Here is a 14,972-nt window from a genome sequence, read left to right as displayed (position 1 = left end):
CCCGGGTTCCCTCCCCCCACTCCGATCCCCCCGACCCCTTCCCAGGAGTTGATCACGTGTCCTCGTCCACCCCGCCGGAGCCCGTGGCGGACGCCACGGCCGTAGCGCCTCCCCCCACCGCTGCCTCCCGGCGCCGGTGGATCGCGCTCGGCGTCGTACTGCTCGCCGCCTTCCTCGACAACGTCGACGCGACGATCGTCACGGTCGCCCTGCCGGCCATCCAGCAGGACCTGCACGCCGAGTTCGCCACCGCCCAGTGGACGCTGGCCGGCTACGCACTGGCCTTCGCGGTCTTCCTGATCACCGGCGGCCGGCTCGGCGACATCTACGGCCGCAAGCGGCTGTTCATCACCGGCGTGCTCGGCTTCACCCTCGCCTCGACGGTGTGCGGGCTCGCCACCACCCCGGGCGTACTCGTCGGCGGCCGCCTGCTGCAAGGCCTGACGGCGGCGCTCATGGTGCCCCAGGTGATGTCCGTCATCATGACGATGTTCGACCAGAAGGAATGGGTCGTCGCCTTCTCCCTGATGGGAGCCGTCCTCGGGCTGGGCGGCGTCAGCGGCCCGCTGCTGGGCGGCGTACTGACCGACCTCGACCTCTTCGGCCTGGGCTGGCGCTCGATCTTCTTCGTGAACATCCCCTTCGGGATCCTCGCCATCGCCCTGGCCGCCTGGACCATGCCCGAGAGCAAGTCCGACCAGTCACCACGCCTGGACATCACCGGCGTCATCCTCGTCACGCTGGCCTCGCTCGGGCTGATGTACCCCCTGGTGCAGGGCCGTGAACAGGGCTGGCCGGGCTGGATGTTCGTGCTGGCCGCGGCCTCCGTGCTGCTGTTCGGCGCGTTCGGCCTCCACCAGAAGCGCAGGCACCGCCGCGACGGCTCCGCCCTGGTCCCGCCGACCCTCTTCCACCACCGCTCGTTCCGGGTCGGCGTCGTCGTGGTCATGCTGGCGTTCTCCGGCATCACCTCGTTCTTCCTGGTGCTGACCTACCACATGCAGCTCGGACTCGACTGGTCCGCGCTGCGCACCGCGCTGGTGACCGTGGCGTTCCCGGTCGGCATCATGGCGACCTTCCAGATCGCCTGGCGCAAGGGCACCGCCAACGGGCGCACGTTCGTCGCCCTCGGCACGTCCGTGATGACCCTCGGCACCCTCGCCATGATCCTCGCGGTGTCGACCCAGGGCGCGGGCATCGACTGGTACCACGTCGCCGGCGCCGAACTGATCGTGGGCCTCGGCATGGGCCTGTGCTCGCCGATCCTGACCAACGTCGTGCTCGGCGACATCCCGCCGCAGGACGCGGGAGCCGGATCCGGCGTGGTCAACGCCGTCATCCAGTTCGGTACGGCCGCGGGCATCGCCATCGTCGGCGTCATCTTCTTCAGCCTCACGGGCAGCGAGGTCACCGGCGCCGCCGACCGCGCCGACCGCTTCAGCGACGCCACCTCCGTGACGCTCTGGTACAACGTCGCCGTCTTCGCGCTCGTCGCCCTCCTCAGCCCGCTCCTGCCCGCCTCGAAGACCCCTCAGGCCGCGCCGGAGGAGACCCCCGAGCAGCCCTCCGCACAGACCGCGGCGCCCGCCGCGAAGGACCGGCTCCTCCTTGACACCGCCTGACCCCGGAAATGGCGAATTCCATTGCCCGGAGCCGGTAATGCGGGGTCGTCATTCCAGGAATTCTGTGCCAGACTTTTTCTGTCGATTGATTGCAGGAGGTACGTATGACTGACAAGTCGTTCGACGGTGGCGTTGCAGAAGATGCCAAGGAAAGGTTCCGTGCTGCACTGGAGCGCAAGTCCAACGCATCGCGCGCCCGCACGGCTCACGAAGAGGGCCGCATGAAGGTGAAGAACATGAGCGGTTCGGCCGGCCAGAAGCGGTATTTCCGCAGGAAGACCGGCTGACCCAGCCCGACTCCACCCCTCATGTGCCGCTGCGGTCCATTCCGCTGGAATGGACCGCAGCGGCTTTTTCGTGCGCCTGTAATATCCACTCGAATGACGCTGGAATGAGACTCGAATTCTTCTGGATTTTCACTGGAGAATCCCACCCGGGGCGTCGCGATCCGGCCATGATCCAAAGTGTTCGCGAGCCATTCCGTACGCATTCCCGTGCGGAACCCGAGCCGGGCTGTAGCGCCCGAACGGAACCTGGAGTGTCCGGCACCAGGCGCTTCCCGGTGCGACCGTGTCGAAAGGGGCCACCCATGATCATCGTCGAGGAACGTCCGCTGCCGACCGCCCCCGCGGTGCGCGTCCCCCCTGCGGGGGACCACCCCGCCGCCACTCCCGCTTCCACGGACCGCCCGGCCCCCACGGACCGCCCGCACAGCCCATCGCCCACGGGGAGCCCGGAGCGCCCGGAACGCGAGGACCGCCCGGAGCTTCCCGGTGCGGGCGCCGCCGAGGACTCCTCACTGGCCCTCGCCATGGCCTCGATCCGGATCTCCAGGGGCAACCCCACCGCCGAGGAGACGGCCGCCATCGCCGTCCTCCTCACCGCCCGCCTCCGCCGGCTCCACGAGGCCCGGCGGCCCGCACCCTCCGCGCAGGCCACCCGCACGCTCCCGCCCGCACCGTGCCCGCCGTTCCGCCCGCCGGGCGCCTGGGCTTCCTGACCACCCGGCACGACGGTCCGTGCGAAAGCGACATGGGGCGGCCATGCCGCCCCATGTCGCTTGCGCACGGCGCTACGGCCGCCCGACGCGGCGAAGCCGGACACCGCCGAAACGGTTCCGCCCCGAGCCGGTTCCGCCCGAGACGGTCAGGCCCCGGCGCCGCCCTCCGCACCCGCACCGGGCCGGATCAGCAGCGCGGCAAGCAGCGCGATACCCGCGCACACCGCGCCCGCCGTGAACCCCAGGGACATCCCGGAGCGCGAGGCCACCGCCACGAGCATCGCCAGGCCCAGCGAACCGCCCAGCGTCTGCACGGCATTGAGCATGCTGGAGGCCGCACCGGCCTCCCCGCGCCGCAGCCCCGACGTCGCCAGCACCGTCGGCGGGATCACACAGCACGCCATGCCCGCGCCCAGCAGGAGCAGCGGCGGAAGGATGCCGCCCGCGTACGAGGTGTCCGGCCCGAGCTGCGACAGCCACAGGTTGCCCGTGAGCAGCAGGGCGGCGCCCCCCGCCATCAGATAGCGCGGCCCGAGCTGGCGCTCCAGCCGTACGGCCGTCCACGCCATCACCGCCATCGTCGCCGCCAGCGGCGTCAACGCCAGCGCGGCGCCCAACGGCCCGTAACCCGCCTGCTGCTGGAAGTACCGGTTCAGGAAGAAGTACGCGCCCATGATCGAACCGGGCACGGCCAGCGTCCCCGCGTACGCGAGCACCCGGTTGCGGGACCGGAACAGGTGCAGCAGGACGATCGGATGCGCGGCCCGCCGCTCGACCCCCGCGAACACCGCGAAGAGCACCAGCGCGCACGCCACGCACATCAGCGCCCGCACATCGCCGAGCCCCTGCTCCGCCGCCCGCGCCAGCCCGTACACGAGCGCAGCCGCTCCCACGGCCGACAACAGCGCACCGGCCACGTCGAAACGGCCCGGGTTGCGACGCGTCTCCGTGATCACCGCCGGCCCCAGCACCAGGATCAGCACGCCGAGCGGAACGTTCAGCAACAGCTCCCAACGCCACGAGCTCAGCGAGGACAGCGTCCCGGCCAGCAGCAGACCCCCGGCCGTACTGATCGCCCCCGCCGCCGTGCACACGGCGATCGCACGCTTGCGCGGCGCACCCTCCTCGAACATGCTCAACACCAGCGCGAGCCCGCTCGGCGCCGCCAGCGCCGCCCCGATCCCCTGGACCACCCGGATCACGGTCAGCAGCTCCACACCCGACGCGAGCCCGCGCACCGCGGCCGCCGCCGTGAACAGCGCCACGCCGGTGAGGAACACCCGGCGGCGGCCGAGGATGTCCCCGGCCCTCCCGCCCAGCAGCAGCAGACCGCCGAAGGCGAGCAGGTAGGCGTTCAGCACCCAGGACGAACCGACGTCCGACAGTCCCAGATCGGCGCGCATGCCGGGCAGGGCGATGTTCACGATGGCGTCGTCGAGCTGGATCATCGCGTTGCAGGAGGCGATGACGGCGAGGGCGAGCCCCGGCCGCGGCCGCCGGGCCTTCGGCGCGGGCTGTGCCTCCACGCGCGGTTCGAGCACGGGCGCGGACATGACCAGCCTCCTGAGGACGGCAAACAGATTCCCGACACTGTCCCGCCGTCCCCTCGAGATCCCGCGGAGCCCAACCGGAGGGCCGCCCCGGCCACCAAGGGCCCCGGAAAACGCGGTGGGCACCCCCCACACCCGTGAGTACCTTGCCCCCATGGATCACAAGGCCGACCGCCCGCCCACCGACCGCCCGCCCACGGACCCCACACCCCCCGCCGGCCCGCCCCTCGCCGGCCCGCCCACCCCCGGCCCGTCCCCCGACCACCCCCACGCCCCCGACAAGCGGGCCCTCGCCGCCGCTGCCGTCACCGTCGTCCTCTGGGCCTCCGCATTCGTCTCCATCCGCGCGGCGGCCCCGTACTACGCCCCCGGAGCACTCGCCCTCGGACGCCTGCTGACGGCTTCCCTCGCCCTCGCGGTCGTCGTCGTGGTCACACGGGTCCCCTTCCCGCCCCGCCAGGCCTGGCCCGGCATCCTCACCTCCGGACTCCTGTGGTTCGGCCTCTACATGGTGGCGCTCAACTGGGGCGAACAGGGCGTGGACGCGGGCACCGCGGCCATGGTCGTGAACATCGGCCCGATCGTGATCGCCCTGCTCAGCGGCTGGCTGCTGAGGGAGGGGTTCCCGCCGATGCTGCTCGTCGGCATGGGCGTCTCCTTCGCCGGCGCCGCCGTGGTGGGCCTGTCCACCTCCGACGGCGGCTCCTCCTCCCTCGGCGGCGTCCTCCTCTGCCTGCTCGCCGCGCTCGCCTACGGCGCCGGGGTGGTCTCGCAGAAGCCGGCACTGGCGCACGCGACCCCGATCCAGGTGACCACGTACGGCTGCTTCGTCGGCACCGCCGTCACCCTCCCCTTCGCCTGGCAACTGCTGACCCAGCTCCCGCACGCACCGCTGACCGCCACCCTCAACATGGTCTACCTGGGCCTCTTCCCGACCGCCCTGGCCTTCACCACGTGGACGTACGCCCTGTCCAGGACCACCGCCGGAAAGATGGGCGCGACCACCTACGCCGTCCCCGCCGTCGTGATCCTCATCGCCTGGATGGCCCTGGACGAGGTCCCGGCCGCCCTGACCCTCCTGGGCGGCGCGATCTGCCTGGCCGGAGTGGCCATCTCCCGCAGGCGCCCCGCCCCCCGCCCCCCGGCCGGGTGAGGCGACCGCACCGACTCCGACCCCGGCACGCACAAGCCCCGGCCCCCGCTCGTCGCGGTGGCCGGGGCTTCCCGTGTCCCTCGTCTGTCTCGGGGCCGACGTGTCCGTCGCGCCGCCCCGCCCCTACGGCGTGAAGTAGCCCAGGAGATCGGTGATCACGTGGGTGCTGCCGCCGTAGCTGTTCCAGATTTCGACGCGCCCCTGCGAGACGGACGTGGTGACGTGGTTCGGGACCGTCTCACCGGGCCGCGTCTGAAGGCTGCTGGTCCCCGGGCGGCCGTACCCGTCCCCGGTGATGCTGAGGAAGCCGGGGGCCGTCGAATCGGTCGCGGTGACGTTCACGACCGCGCCGAGCGCGTTCGCCGCCAGACCCGTGACCGCGGTGACGGCGCCCGGAGCGAGCTTGCCGGTGCTGCGGGTGTCGGCGAGGCGCTGGGGGACGACCGGCGTGAAGAGGGCCCTGCCGTTCCTGGAGTAGAAGCCGGCCGCGTCCAGGACCACATGGGCGGAACCGGTGTTGGTGTAGAGGGTGATGGTCCCGTCCGGACCCACCGGAACGATCGCCTGGTTGGACTTGTCCTTGCCGGGCTCCAGGTTCAAGTTGGACGTCGCGGGCCGGCTCGCCGCATACGGGTAGGCGATGACGTGCGCGTTCTCCGTGGCGCCCGTGCCGGTCAGGTTGACCGCGACGGCGACCGCATCGGCCGGGACGCCGTACACGCCGGCGACCTTGACCGTCCGCGGCTGCCCGCCCTTCAGCGGCTCACCGGTGGTACGGGTGTCGAAGAGACGCGTCTGGGGAGCCGACGAGAACCGGTCGCCGCTGTTCGGCTGGTAGTAGCCCACGAAGTCGACGACGAGCGAGGCCCGGCCCGAATTGAGCTGGGCCAGCACCTGGCTGGCCGCGCCCACCGGCACGGTGACCGTGTTGGACGAGGTACCGCCCGCGCGGACGTTCACGTTCGAGCTCACCGGACGCGGCTGACCGGAAGGCCACACACTCAGGTGCGTGTCCTGCGAGGCCCCCGTCACGGTCACGTTCAACACGGCCGCCGTCGCACCGGCGGCATGCGCGAGCCCCGACTCCTGGTGGGCCACCGGCACGGTCACGGCACGGGCCGTACCCCCCTGCAACGGCGTGTCGGTGGTACGCGTGTCCAGCACCCGGTGCGGAGCGACCGCCACGTAACCGGACGGCGCATAGGCGACCTTGACGCTCCGGCCGACCGTGGACACCGCCCCCTTCACGTCCCGGACCGTGACCTTCACGGTGTACTCACCGGGCTGGGCGTAACCGTGCCGGACGGCCTCCAGGCCGCTGCGCGCCTCGGACGTGCCGTCACCGAAGTCCACCTCCACGCCCTGCACGGGCCACGGCGCCCGGGTGGCGGTCCGCGGGTCGACCTCGATGCTCAGCGGTGCGACGTACGTCTTCATGTCGTACCAGTCGGGCAGCACCGGCGTGTCCGTGAAGCCCGCGGTCAGCGGACCGGCCGCCGTCACCTTCGCCGAGGTCTCCGCGGACGCCTTCGTCCCGGCGTCGTTCACCGCCGTCACCTTCACCACGCACGCGCACGGCGAGCCGTACACGTGCCCGGTGGCCCGCTCCTTGGTGACGACCGGAGCCGTCCCGTCACCGAAGTCGAAGGAATACGTCAGCGCACTGTTCCAGCTGCTCTTCACGGACGCCGTCGCCTTCACCGCCGTCCCCGCCGGCGCCCACGTCTGGTCGAGCTCCACCCGGGCCTCGCCCAGGACGTCACGCGACTCGCGGGCACCGCGGTCGACGTACCCGCCGTCCTTGCCCGTGTTCGCCACCGTCGGGTCGTCCGACGTCGCCATCCCCGTCCGGTCGGTGGGCAGCACGCCCGGCGCCGTCGGGTCACCGGAGTCGATCGTGGGGGAGCCCGGGCTGTCGAAACTCGCCCCCGCTCCCGACGCCCGCAGGACGTCGTGCGCGCCCTGCCCGGTCGCGGCCGTGTAGGCCGCCTGGGTCGTGTAGTCGCCGCCGGCCCACTTGTACGCCACCCGGTTGGCCACCGCCACCCCGGTGATCAGGTTGTAGTCGGCGCGGGTGCCGGCCGCTGCGCTCTGCGACACCACGATGCCGCTGCGCGGAGCGGGGTCCGGGCACGGGAACTCGTCGTCGAGGCGGATCAGGTTGTTGAACACCGCCGAGCCGGTCGAGCCGCCGCCGAGCGAGAGGGCCGCCTCGCATTCCAGGCTCAGCGTGTTGTTGGTGACGACCGTGCCGGGCGCGTCCCACACCTGCACCGCGGGCATCACGTACCCCTGCAGCTCGTTGCGGCTGAGCACGGTGCCCCGCGCGCCGCCCTCGATCTGGGCGGTCGTGGCCAGCTCGCTCCGGCTGACGCGCACGTCCGCGCTCGCCCCGTCGACGACGAGGGAGACGGGCGAGGGTCCCGCGCCGGTGGCGAAGGACCGGTCCAGCTCGACGTCGGTGGAGCCGGTGATCCTGACGCCCCCGTAGACGCGCAGCCCGCGCACGACCACGTGCGAGGCGCCGCTGACGGTCAGGCCCTTGCTGCCGATGGCGACCTGGTCGGAAGGGTTCGGGCCGTCGGCGACGAAGCTGATCGGCCTGCCCGGCTCGCCGGACCGGTCGACGGTGACGGACTCGGCGTACACCTTGCCCGGCTTGATGCGCACGGTCTGCCCCGGCTGTACGGCCTTGGCCGCGGCCGAGATCGTACAGAACGGCGCGGCCTGCGAACCGGCTCCGGTGTCGGTGCAGTTGGCTCCGGCCGTGTTGTTCACGTACAGGCTGGACGGCGTCTCGGCGGCCGCAGCAGCCGGAACACCGAGAAGGGCGACGAGGCCTGCGGTGAGCAGGACCGTCGTACGAGTGGGACGCACCAGAAGGCTTCCTTCGGCAAATGAGCGGTGAGAGCAGCACGAGCGGCACGGCCATCAAGAGCCGGTCCCCCCAACTCTCCCCGGGCACGCGACCCCGTACTGAGGCGATCATCATCCACCGCGCTGACAGCGCATGTCACACCACGGTGGCGATCTCCTGCATTGAACGTGTTCAGTTTTTCTGCGAGCATGGCCGCGGGAACCTGCCGGAGCAGGGGGGATGTGGATCCGCCTGCCCTCGTGACGGGTCGCCATGAGATCCGGAGGTCGGCGCGACATGGTCATCGCCTTTCTTTTCTTCATATGCGTGGGCGCGCTCGTGGTCGCGACGCCCGGCGTGGCCCTCGGCTACGCCTTCGTCGTGACGAGCCGCAAGCTGTCGCCCTGGGCCAGGATCCCCTTGCTGCTGGCCCTGGCGGCAGCCACGTCACAGGTGTGGATGGACGCCCTGGGAGAGGCCGCCCCGTGGCGCTCGTCGGTCGGGACGCTGTCGTTCATCGCCACTCTCACCTCGGGAAGCGCCTTCCTCGTCCGCGAAGCCCGCAGGCGGCGCGCACGCCGGCAGCCCGCCGTGATGTGGCCCGGCTACCCGCCGGCCGGCCCCACCGGCTGGCCGTCAGGCCGCCCGTAACAGTCCGTAACAGCCGGCAACACCCGGGACGCCCCACCGCCTCCCTCGGCGAAAGCCCCGCCCTCCCCGTGCCACTTGGGGGAAGGGCAGGGCTTCCCGGCCGTCAGGCCATGACCAGCAGCCGCGTACGCGGTACGAGCTTCCGGTTCACGCTGGTGCTCTGTACGAAGATCGTGAAGTCGTCGTTGTGGTCCGGCTTGACGCGGACCTCCGAGTTCGGCAGACCGAGCAGGGCTCGGGCCTGCGGTCCCGTGTACACCTGGTCCGTCTTCTTTTCCAGCACCGCGATCTGCTTCTGCGCCTGAATCTTTTCCGACTTGCTCAGCTGGTAAAACGCACAGCCGGTCCGGTACGTGTGCCCGGACTCGACGACCCACTCCCGGATCGCCGCTTCGCGGGCCACGGGAATCAGGTGGTAGTGCGACGGATCGACCGGGGCCAGACCGGCCGCCGCGATGGTGTCCTTGTTGACCGTCTCTCCACCCGTGGAGAACACCGCGCGAGATCCCCGAATGCCCTTGCTGCGGCCTACCATGAAATTCTCGGTGGCCTTCAGGATGACCTGTCCGGCTTCCTCCAGGCCCTGGGTGCTCGTGGCATCCCAGATGGCGATGTTGTCCTTCGGGAATCCGCACTGCATGGCCTCGCGCTTGCCCATCTGGTCCGGCACGAGGACCGCCAGCGTCCAGTTGTCCGCCTGCGTCTCCATCATGGTGCCCACGGCCCGCACCAGTTCACGGGGGTCCTTGCTGGGAGCGTCCGGACAGCGGTGGCTCGCGTTCTCCTGCCCGTCGGTCAGGACGAACGTGAGGAAGCTGTGGTCGCCGTACAGCTGAGCCGTCTGCGCCAGCTCCCGCTGCGACTTCAGCGTGGCCGCCAGCAGGGCCGTCATTCCGCCGGGCCGGTAGAGCTCCTTCAAGGACGGCATGCGCAGCACGTCCTTGTCGTAGATGACGCACTCCGCCTTGTCCGCGAAGACATACACCGTGACCCGGGTTTCCTGGTCCAATTCCTGCGACCGGCGGGCCAGATAGGCAATCTGCTGGTCGGCGACTTCGACGACCTTGCCGCTCAGGTGCGACATGGACGAACTGGCGTCCAATACGAGAGCAACGTGATTGATGTAGTTCTGGTTTCCGGACATGAACGGCTCCCCCGCTTTCCGACTCGATACTCCGATCCTCCCATCCGCCACTGACAATCGATCGCGGACTGCGAGCCGGATCCCGGGACGGCCGCGTCCGGGTGCGGCCGCACGGACCCGGGCCCCGCCCGGTTGCGGCCGCACGGACCCGCGGCCCCGCCCCGCCGTCACCGACGACCCGTCAGCCGACGCCGTCCGAGTCGGCTGCGGGCTTCGCGTGGAGGATCTCGCGGGCCTGCTCGGCGGCGCGGGCGGTGCTCTCCGAGACGAAGTCGAGGAACCGGGCGACGTTCTCGAGGCGGGCGCCGGCCGGGGTGCCGGAGCCGAGGACCCCGACGCCCTGCCGCGCGGTCTCGACGATCTGGGCGGCCGCCCGGGCGCTGGCCAGCATCGACTGGTACCAGATGTCGTCGTCGACGACGTAGCGCTCGCGGCGGCGTTCGTCGCGCTCCCGGCGGACCATGCCCTGGCTGTCGAGGAACGCGATCGCCTTGGAGATGGACGCCGGGCTGACCTGGAGGCGCTCGACGAGTTCGGACGCGGTGAGGCTCCCGCTGTCCGTGAGGGTGAGGCAGGCCATCACCCGGGCCATCATCTTGGGCATGCCCGAAGCCATCATGACGGTGGTGAACACCTCCTCGTACTCGCGCACGGCCTCGGCATCGCGCCCGTAGGGCTGCGGTGACGCCTCCACACTCCGGGGCGCGGCCTGCCTGCGCCGCTGCGCGCGGCGTTCGGTGGCGCGGTGGGCCAGGTCGGCGCGGTAGCCGGTGGGGCCGCCGTTGCGCATCACCTCACGCGTGATCGTCGAGGTCGGACGGTCGAGGCGTCGGGCGATCTCGGCGTAGGCGAGGCCGTCTGTCACCCCCAGTGCGATCTGCTGCCGTTCCTGCTGGGTGAGCCTGCCTCCCGGCATCGCCATCTCCTTGGTCGTCGTTCGCGCGGCGGTCCGCACCCCCACTATAGCGTTCACTCCCGGCTCATTGCAATGACCGCACCCTTCTTCGTTGCGTTAACTTGCCACCCCTTGCAACACTTTCCAGCCTCTCACCTGCATAAACACAAAGTCAGTGCAACGAACTAGTTGTCGTCCTTCAGAAAGCAACGTAGCGTTTCTGTCATCGGAAACAACGAGTCGCAGGAGACCACCATGCAGAAGTTCGCCACGGCCACCCCGATCTCCGCCGTCCTGGACCTCCCCGCCGGACGCGTCCAGTTCATCGCCGCGGACCGGGCCGACACCACCGTGGAGATCCGGCCCGCCAACCCCTCCAAGAGCCGCGACACCAAGACCGCCGAGCAGACCACCGTCGCCTACGCCGACGGCGTCCTGCGGATCACGGCCCCGGCCCCCGACAACAAGCTCTTCGGCCCCTCCGGATCCCTGGAGGTCACCGTCCAGCTGCCCGCCGGCTCCCGCATCGAGGGCAGGGCCGCCGCCGCCGAGCTCCGCGGAGTGGGACGGCTCGGCGACGTCGCCTTCGACGGCGCGTACCGCCAGATCAAGATCGACGAGGCCGCGAGCGTCCGCCTCACCGCGGTCGACGGCGACGTCGAGATCGGCCGGCTGGCCGGCCCCGCCGAGATCAGCACCGCACGGGGCGACATCCGGATCACCGAGGCCCTGCGCGGCACGGTCGTCCTGCACACCCAGTCCGGCGACATCGAGGTCGTCGCCGGCGCCGGCGTCTCGGCCGCCCTGGACGCCGGCACCGGCTACGGCCGCGTCAGCAACGCCCTCAAGAACGACGGCACCGCCCAACTCGACATCCGCGCCACCACCTCCCACGGCGACATCACCGCCCGCAGCCTCTGATCCGCAGCCTCCCGAGGAGCATCCCCATGACCAACATGGCCATCGCGGCGAACGACCTGCACAAGTCCTACGGCGACAAAGTCGTGCTCGACGGCATCGACCTGCACGTCCCGCCGGGCACGGTCTTCTCCCTGCTCGGCCCCAACGGCGCCGGAAAGACCACCGCCGTGAAGATCCTCTCCACCCTCGTCTCACCCGGCCCCGGCTCCGGCGAGATCCGCGTCGGCGGCCACGACCTGACCGCAGACCCGCAGGCGGTCCGCGCCGCGATCGGCGTCACCGGACAGTTCTCCGCCGTCGACGGACTGATCACCGGCGAGGAGAACATGCTCCTCATGGCCGACCTGCACCACCTCCCGCGCCACCGGGGACGACGGGTCGCCGCCGAACTCCTCGAACGCTTCGACCTGGTGGAGGCCGCGAAGAAGCCCGCCTCCACCTACTCCGGGGGCATGAAGCGCCGCCTCGACATCGCCATGACCCTGGTCGGCAACCCGCAGATCATCTTCCTCGACGAGCCGACCACCGGCCTCGACCCCCGCTCCCGCCACACCATGTGGCAGATCATCCGCGACCTCGTCACGGGCGGCGTCACCGTCTTCCTCACCACCCAGTACCTCGAGGAAGCCGACGAACTCGCCGACCGCATCGCCGTCCTCGACAACGGCAAGATCGCCGCCCAGGGCACCGCCGAGGAACTCAAGCGCCTCGTCCCCGGCGGCCACGTCCGCCTCCGCTTCACCGACCCCGCCGCCTACCGGACCGCCTCCACCACCCTGCGCGGGACCGCCCGCGACGACGAGGCCCTGGCCCTGCAGATCCCCAGCGGCGGCACCCAGCGCGAACTGCGCTCCCTCCTCGACCGGCTGGACTCCGCCGGCATCGAAGCCGACGAACTCACCGTCCACACCCCCGACCTCGACGACGTCTTCTTCGCCCTCACCGGCGAGACCACCCTCCCCCACCAGCCCAAGGAGACCGTCCGATGAGCGCCCTCTCCCTCGCCGTCCGCGACTCGACCACGATGCTGCGGCGCAACCTCCTGCACGCCCGCCGCTACCCGTCGCTGACCCTGAACCTGCTGCTCACCCCGGTCATGCTGCTGTTGCTGTTCGTCTACATCTTCGGCAACGCGATGAGCGGCGGCGCGGGCCGCTCCGCCTACATCGCCTACATCGTCCCCGGCATCCTGCTCATGACCATCGGCTCCACCGTCGTCGGCACCGCGGTGTCCGTCTCCAACGACATGACCGAGGGCATCATCGCCCGCTTCCGCACCATGGCGATCCACCGCGGCTCGGTGCTCATCGGCCACGTCATCGGCAGCGTGCTGCAATCGGTCGCCAGCGTGGTCCTCGTCGGCGCCGTCTCCGTGGCCATGGGCTTCCGCTCCACCCACGCCACCGCCCTGGAATGGCTCGCGGCATTCGGCCTGCTCGTCCTCTTCGCCCTGGCGCTCACCTGGATCGCCGTCGGCATGGGCCTCATCAGCCCCAACGCCGAGGCCGCCAGCAACAACGCGATGCCGCTGATCCTCCTCCCCCTCATCTCCAGCGCCTTCGTGCCCATCGACGCCATGCCCGGCTGGTTCCAGCCGATCGCCCAGTACCAGCCCTTCACCCCGGCCATCGAAACCCTGCGCGGCCTGCTGCTCGGCACCGAGATCGGCCACAACGGCTGGCTCGCCCTTGCCTGGAGCCTGGGCCTCGCAGTGCTCGGCTACTTCTGGTCGGCCTCGAAGTTCAACAGCGACCCGAAGTAACCACCATGACCACGCGGGTCCACCCGCACCCCAGGGCGGCGTACCCCGACACCACGTCGGCGTACGCCGCCCCTCCGTTCCCCCATGCCAGTCGGGACGACCCTTCCGCACCCACCGAAGACCTCCTCGTCACGCGGCACGCCGCAGGGACAGCGCGAACGCGCAGCTGGTGACGGTGAGGACGACGATCGGCGGCGGGGGCAGGAACACGACCGACAGCGCCAGACCCACGAGCGAGACGGCGAGGAGCGTCCACCCGAAGGCAGTGCGCCGCTCGACCAGGGCCGGGGCGTGCCGGGCGGCGAACAGGGCCAGGAGCGCAGTGGAGATGATGAACAGGGCCATGACGGAACTCATGCCGTGGACGACATCGAGAGTGCTGCGCTCCAGACCCAGCAGCGTCACGCTCGATGCCCGCATGGCCGCCGAAGAGGCTTCTTGCTCGGGACTCCGGTCACCCCAGGCCGCAGCAACGGCAAGGGCAAGGTGCCCCGTCCCCAACAACACGAAGCCGCCGGCCCCCACGGTGAAGGGGCGCAGCGGCCCGGCCTTGTGCCGCAGGACGGACGGAACGGTCGCGCTCATCGTGACTCCTCGGGTAGGGCCAATCCCCCTCTACATCCGTAGAGGTCGAGACCGAGTTGCACTCTACACCTGTAGAGTCCTCTCGTCGGCGCGACTGTTAGCTTCTTCTCCGTGACGGAGCACCAGGACGAGACCAGGGCGGCCTACGACGGGGTCGTCGAGCTGTACGCGTCGTTGTTCGCCGATCGGCTGGAGACGCGGCCGTTCACCCGGGCCATGATCGCCGCCTTCGCCGAACTGGTGCGCGGGACGGGGAACCCACGGGCAGCCGACGTCGGCTGCGGCCCCGGACATCTGACGGCGATGCTGCACGAGCTGGGACTGGACCCCCTCGGGCTCGACCTCTCCCCGGCCATGGTCGACCACGCCCGGCGGGCCCATCCGGCCCTGCGCTTCGACGAGGCGCGGATGGAGGCCCTGCCACTCGAGGACGGCGCCCTCGGCGGCGTGCTGGCCCACTACTCGATGATCCACACCCCACCCGCAGAACTGCCCGCACTGCTGGCCGAGCAAGTGCGTGTCCTGACGCCGGGGGGTCTGCTCCTGACCTCGTTCTTCGCGACCGACGGACCGCAGCCGGTCCGCTTCGACCACAAGGTGACGCCCGCCTACAGCTGGCCGGTGGACCGCTTCGCCGAACTGCTGACCGGGGCCGGACTCGTCACGTCCGCCCGACTGGTCCACGACCCGGCCTCCGAGCGTGGCTTCCTCGACGCCCACCTGCTGGCCCGCCGCCCCTAGGGCGTGTCCGCAATGTCGATCGGTCGTTACTCCGTTCGTGGTGCGACGTCATGAACTGACCGATCAGGCATGGGAAATCATCGGACCGCTA

The 14,972-nt window shown here is 70.8% G+C and carries 14 protein-coding genes; 9 read left to right on the top strand and 5 right to left on the bottom strand.

Going from position 1 to position 14,972, the window contains the following annotated elements; genetic code table 11:
- Window positions 1–56: 56 nt before the first annotated feature.
- The 3 genes from AB0D44_RS10685 to AB0D44_RS10675 all read left to right on the top strand — a co-directional run bounded on the left by AB0D44_RS10685 (window position 57) and on the right by AB0D44_RS10675 (window position 2,622).
- The gene (locus AB0D44_RS10685; RefSeq protein WP_362587551.1) at window positions 57–1,622 is read left to right on the top strand and encodes an MFS transporter; all 1,566 of its coding nucleotides are present in this window, start codon (window positions 57–59) and stop codon (window positions 1,620–1,622) included.
- Window positions 1,623–1,726: 104 nt separating this feature from the next.
- Window positions 1,727–1,909 (top strand): DUF5302 domain-containing protein, encoded by a 183-nt coding sequence (locus AB0D44_RS10680; RefSeq protein WP_362587548.1) that lies wholly within the window; start codon window positions 1,727–1,729, stop codon window positions 1,907–1,909.
- A 302-nt stretch (window positions 1,910–2,211) separates the two neighbouring features.
- Window positions 2,212–2,622 carry an acyl-CoA carboxylase epsilon subunit gene (locus AB0D44_RS10675; RefSeq protein ID WP_362587545.1) on the top strand — a complete coding sequence of 137 codons (411 nt, stop codon included), beginning with the start codon at window positions 2,212–2,214 and terminating at the stop codon, window positions 2,620–2,622.
- A 146-nt stretch (window positions 2,623–2,768) separates the two neighbouring features.
- Here AB0D44_RS10675 and AB0D44_RS10670 read toward each other — a convergent pair whose 3' ends face one another.
- On the bottom strand, window positions 2,769–4,175 hold the full coding sequence (locus AB0D44_RS10670; protein ID WP_362587542.1) for an MFS transporter: 1,407 nt from the start codon (window positions 4,173–4,175) through the stop codon (window positions 2,769–2,771).
- A 151-nt stretch (window positions 4,176–4,326) separates the two neighbouring features.
- Between AB0D44_RS10670 and AB0D44_RS10665 the strand changes: the two genes are divergently transcribed.
- Window positions 4,327–5,325 carry a DMT family transporter gene (locus AB0D44_RS10665; RefSeq protein ID WP_362587539.1) on the top strand — a complete coding sequence of 333 codons (999 nt, stop codon included), beginning with the start codon at window positions 4,327–4,329 and terminating at the stop codon, window positions 5,323–5,325.
- Window positions 5,326–5,448: 123 nt separating this feature from the next.
- Here AB0D44_RS10665 and AB0D44_RS10660 read toward each other — a convergent pair whose 3' ends face one another.
- A complete protein-coding gene (locus AB0D44_RS10660; RefSeq protein WP_362587536.1) occupies window positions 5,449–8,202 on the bottom strand; it encodes a PKD domain-containing protein in 2,754 nt (917 codons plus the stop codon).
- A 307-nt stretch (window positions 8,203–8,509) separates the two neighbouring features.
- Between AB0D44_RS10660 and AB0D44_RS10655 the strand changes: the two genes are divergently transcribed.
- Window positions 8,510–8,833: a hypothetical protein gene (locus AB0D44_RS10655; RefSeq protein WP_362587534.1), complete on the top strand. Its 324-nt coding sequence runs from the start codon at window positions 8,510–8,512 to the stop codon at window positions 8,831–8,833.
- Between the two features lie 103 nt (window positions 8,834–8,936).
- Here the strand turns inward: AB0D44_RS10655 and AB0D44_RS10650 are convergent, their stop codons facing one another.
- Together AB0D44_RS10650 and AB0D44_RS10645 are read right to left on the bottom strand one after the other, a co-directional pair.
- Entirely contained in the window at window positions 8,937–9,977 is a 1,041-nt protein-coding gene (locus AB0D44_RS10650; RefSeq protein ID WP_362587532.1) for a vWA domain-containing protein, read from the bottom strand.
- Between the two features lie 181 nt (window positions 9,978–10,158).
- Entirely contained in the window at window positions 10,159–10,893 is a 735-nt protein-coding gene (locus AB0D44_RS10645; protein ID WP_362587693.1) for a helix-turn-helix domain-containing protein, read from the bottom strand.
- 234 nt (window positions 10,894–11,127) lie between these two features.
- On the opposite strand from AB0D44_RS10645, the gene AB0D44_RS10640 reads away from it, so the two are divergent.
- Genes AB0D44_RS10640 through AB0D44_RS10630 form a run of 3 tightly spaced genes read left to right on the top strand, consistent with a single transcriptional unit; the run spans window position 11,128 to window position 13,555 of the window.
- Window positions 11,128–11,793, top strand: coding sequence for a DUF4097 family beta strand repeat-containing protein (locus tag AB0D44_RS10640; protein WP_362587529.1), 666 nt, complete (start codon window positions 11,128–11,130; stop codon window positions 11,791–11,793).
- 26 nt (window positions 11,794–11,819) lie between these two features.
- The gene (locus AB0D44_RS10635; RefSeq protein ID WP_362587526.1) at window positions 11,820–12,782 is read left to right on the top strand and encodes an ATP-binding cassette domain-containing protein; all 963 of its coding nucleotides are present in this window, start codon (window positions 11,820–11,822) and stop codon (window positions 12,780–12,782) included.
- Window positions 12,779–13,555: an ABC transporter permease gene (locus AB0D44_RS10630; protein WP_362587523.1), complete on the top strand. Its 777-nt coding sequence runs from the start codon at window positions 12,779–12,781 to the stop codon at window positions 13,553–13,555. The genes AB0D44_RS10635 and AB0D44_RS10630 overlap by 4 nt, the downstream gene beginning before the upstream one ends.
- Before the next feature lie 129 nt (window positions 13,556–13,684).
- Here AB0D44_RS10630 and AB0D44_RS10625 read toward each other — a convergent pair whose 3' ends face one another.
- Entirely contained in the window at window positions 13,685–14,140 is a 456-nt protein-coding gene (locus AB0D44_RS10625; RefSeq protein WP_362587521.1) for a hypothetical protein, read from the bottom strand.
- Between the two features lie 111 nt (window positions 14,141–14,251).
- Here AB0D44_RS10625 and AB0D44_RS10620 point away from each other — a divergent pair, with 111 nt between their 5' ends.
- Window positions 14,252–14,881, top strand: a complete 630-nt coding sequence (locus tag AB0D44_RS10620; RefSeq protein ID WP_362587518.1) for a class I SAM-dependent methyltransferase — start codon at window positions 14,252–14,254, stop codon at window positions 14,879–14,881.
- The last annotated feature ends 91 nt before the right edge of the window (window positions 14,882–14,972 follow it).

It is taken from the genome of Streptomyces sp. NPDC048349 (assembly GCF_040651925.1).
Lineage (GTDB): Bacteria > Actinomycetota > Actinomycetes > Streptomycetales > Streptomycetaceae > Streptomyces.
The sequence above is the reverse complement of the archived record's forward strand: the minus strand, read 5'-3'. Positions and strand labels throughout refer to the sequence as shown.

What these genes read in the sequence shown, in the direction of transcription:
- AB0D44_RS10680 (WP_362587548.1), top strand. Translation starts at nt 1,727, where the DNA reads ATGACTGACAAGTCGTTCGACGGTGGCGTTGCAGAAGATGCCAAGGAA.
- AB0D44_RS10635 (WP_362587526.1), top strand. Translation starts at nt 11,820, where the DNA reads ATGACCAACATGGCCATCGCGGCGAACGACCTGCACAAGTCCTACGGC.
- AB0D44_RS10645 (WP_362587693.1), bottom strand. Translation starts at nt 10,893, where the DNA reads ATGCCGGGAGGCAGGCTCACCCAGCAGGAACGGCAGCAGATCGCACTG.
- AB0D44_RS10665 (WP_362587539.1), top strand. Translation starts at nt 4,327, where the DNA reads ATGGATCACAAGGCCGACCGCCCGCCCACCGACCGCCCGCCCACGGAC.
- AB0D44_RS10625 (WP_362587521.1), bottom strand. Translation starts at nt 14,140, where the DNA reads ATGAGCGCGACCGTTCCGTCCGTCCTGCGGCACAAGGCCGGGCCGCTG.
- AB0D44_RS10650 (WP_362587532.1), bottom strand. Translation starts at nt 9,977, where the DNA reads ATGTCCGGAAACCAGAACTACATCAATCACGTTGCTCTCGTATTGGAC.
- AB0D44_RS10670 (WP_362587542.1), bottom strand. Translation starts at nt 4,175, where the DNA reads ATGTCCGCGCCCGTGCTCGAACCGCGCGTGGAGGCACAGCCCGCGCCG.
- AB0D44_RS10640 (WP_362587529.1), top strand. Translation starts at nt 11,128, where the DNA reads ATGCAGAAGTTCGCCACGGCCACCCCGATCTCCGCCGTCCTGGACCTC.
- AB0D44_RS10675 (WP_362587545.1), top strand. Translation starts at nt 2,212, where the DNA reads ATGATCATCGTCGAGGAACGTCCGCTGCCGACCGCCCCCGCGGTGCGC.
- AB0D44_RS10630 (WP_362587523.1), top strand. Translation starts at nt 12,779, where the DNA reads ATGAGCGCCCTCTCCCTCGCCGTCCGCGACTCGACCACGATGCTGCGG.